The sequence below is a fragment of the Streptomyces sp. SID5643 genome, assembly GCF_009872555.1.
GTDB lineage: Bacteria > Actinomycetota > Actinomycetes > Streptomycetales > Streptomycetaceae > Streptomyces > Streptomyces iakyrus.
This window is the reverse complement of record NZ_WWIC01000065.1, coordinates 1-1,966: the sequence shown is the minus strand read 5'-3', so window position 1 is coordinate 1,966 and position 1,966 is coordinate 1. Positions and strand designations below refer to the sequence as shown.

The 1,966-nt window shown below is 67.1% G+C and carries 3 protein-coding genes; all 3 read left to right on the top strand.

The features are described 5' to 3' along the window. A partial coding sequence (locus GTY56_RS08100) for an ABC transporter ATP-binding protein (protein WP_161363948.1) occupies positions 1-741 on the top strand: 741 nt, incomplete at its 5' end. A 3-nt stretch (positions 742-744) separates the two neighbouring features. Further along, entirely contained in the window at positions 745-1,638 is an 894-nt protein-coding gene (locus GTY56_RS08095; RefSeq protein WP_161363945.1) for an ABC transporter permease, read from the top strand. Beyond that, positions 1,635-1,966 (top strand): ABC transporter permease (locus GTY56_RS08090; protein ID WP_524540085.1); only part of this gene is annotated, 332 nt, incomplete at its 3' end. The genes GTY56_RS08095 and GTY56_RS08090, both read left to right, overlap by 4 nt.

The window sequence follows — 1,966 nt, the reverse complement described above, 5'->3', positions numbered from 1 at the left end:
CGGGTGGGGGAGACGCTGGAGATCGCGGGCCTGTCCCGCTTCGGCGGGCGCAAGCCGCGTGAGCTGTCCGGTGGTCAGCAGCAGCGTGTCGCCCTGTGTAGGGCGCTGGTCTACCGGCCTCCGGTGATCCTGATGGACGAGCCACTCGGTGCGCTGGACAAGAAGCTGCGTGACCAGCTCCAGGTGGAGATCAAGACCATCCAGCAGGAACTCGGCCTGACCGTCATCTATGTGACGCATGATCAGGAAGAGGCGCTGGTGATGTCGGACCGTATCGCGGTGATGCGCAACGGTCTGATCGAGCAGTTCGACACCCCGAGGGAACTCTTCGAGCGGCCCAAGACGCCGTTCGTCGCGGACTTCCTGGGTGCGGCGAACTTCCTGCCCGGCCGCATCGAGCAGCACGACGCCGAACACACCCTGGTCCGTCTCGACAACAGTGGCGGCCTGATCACGGCGCGCCGCCACGACCTGCCCTCCGGCGCGGCTGTGAAGGTCGCAGTGCAGCCGGGCCGGCTGCGGGCCTGTGCCGCCGATGACGGGTTCTGTACCGGCACGGTGGAGACCGCCACCTATGTGGGCACCCTCGTGCGCGCGGGTGTGCGGATCGACGGCAAGGACGCGCCGCTGCTGCGCCTGGAAGTACCCGCCGGCCGCGGCCCGGTCGCCGGTGAGCGGGTCGGCATCAGCGCGGATCCCGAGGACGTCAACCTCTTCTCCACCGACGAACAGGCAGGGTGAGCCATGGCAGCCCTCACCGCCACCACCCCCGCACGCTCCCGCAAGCTGCTGGCTTCTCGCAGGACGCGGGTCGGGGTCTTCTATGCGCTGCCGGTTGTCGTCTACCTGCTGGTGCTGTTCGTCTATCCGATCTTCTCCACGCTGCTGCTGAGCCTGAAGGACGCCGACGGCTCGTTCACGCTGCACTGGTACGCCGACGCGCTGACCGGTGTGAACCTGTCGGTGCTGATCACCACGCTGCGGATCTCCGCCGAAACGGCCGTGCTCAGTCTCGTCTTCGGGTTCGTTCTGGCGCAGGCGATCACGCGGCTGAAGCCGATCCTGGCGGGTCTGGCGATGCTGGTCGTGGTGGTGCCGCACTTCGTCTCCGCGCTGGTGCGTACCTACGGGTGGATCATCATGCTCGGTGACAAGGGCCTGGTGAACGAGACCCTGGCCGCCATGTCGGTGCCCGGAGCCCCCTTCCAGCTGCTCTACAACGAGCTGGGTGTGGTCATCGGTACGACGTCGATGATGCTGCCGTACACGGTGCTGCTGCTGTACGGGGTGATGCGGGGGGTGGACCGGCGTCTGATGGCGGCCGCGTCCAGCATGGGCGCGGGCAAGGTGACCATCTTCCGCCGCATCTACCTGCCCCTGGTCGCTCCCGGCCTGGCCAGTGCGGGACTGCTGAGTTTCATCCTGTCGCTGGGCTACTACATCACCCCGGCCCTGATGGGCGGACCGAACCAGACGATGATCGCCACCCTCATCAACCAGCAGGTCACCAAGGAGAACCAGTGGAACGGGGCCGCCGCCCAGGGCGTGATCCTGCTGGTGCTGACCCTGGCCGGGCTGCTGCTGGTCAAGGCCGTGACCTCGCTGGGGGCCAGTCGTAAGAAGAGGAGCGCGACATGATGGAACTGCGCAAGTCCCTCGCCGGACGCATCGCACTGACCGCGGTCGCCACCGTCATCCTGCTGTTCCTGGCGCTGCCGATCGTCGTCATCCTGGTCACCTCCTTCAGCAACAACGCCTTCGCCTCCTTCCCGCCCGAGACGTGGACGCTGAACTGGTACAAGGCTCTGTTCGCCGACGGCAGCAAATGGCCTGCCGCACTGTCCCTGTCCGCACTGATCGCGGCGTTGAGCACCGTGTTCTCCCTGATCATCGGGGTGACCGCGGCGACCGCCCTGGTCCGCAGCGAACTCCCCCTGCGCTCCGCGGTGTTCGCCCTGGTCCTCGG